The sequence below is a fragment of the Bacillus sp. GbtcB10 genome, assembly GCF_019091365.1.
In the GTDB taxonomy this organism is placed as follows: Bacteria; Bacillota; Bacilli; order Bacillales; family Bacillaceae; genus Bacillus; species Bacillus altitudinis.
The window spans coordinates 1-289 of the sequence record NZ_JAGXJP010000076.1; the positions used below are offsets into that span (position 1 = coordinate 1).

Below are 289 nucleotides of genomic sequence, written 5' to 3' on the forward strand. Positions count from 1 at the left end.
CTGTATGTGCATGCACCGCCTGATAAGGTCCCGTTTGCTTAATCGTCTTCGTCAACGTATTGACAAACGTCCATGGAGAGGCCGCTCCAATACTTGGGTCATAAAAAATCCGCCCGCCAAGCTGACGAATTTCCTCATCGTAATCACAGACATTCTCCCGGTGGGTAACGAAATCAAATTGAAGAACATTTCGGTCGATTGCACGATAGATGTACATGATCATCGTTTCTGCACCGCCTCTGTTCATCCCGCCCACAACATGAAGTACACGCTTTGGCTCATTCATCCC

Annotated in this window: 1 pseudogene; it reads right to left on the bottom strand. The window is 48.1% G+C overall.

Features of this window, described 5'->3' with window-relative positions:
• Positions 1-286, bottom strand: a pseudogene (locus KVT11_RS19710) (glycosyltransferase family 1 protein); the annotation flags it as partial.
• Between the last annotated feature and the right edge of the window lie 3 nt (positions 287-289).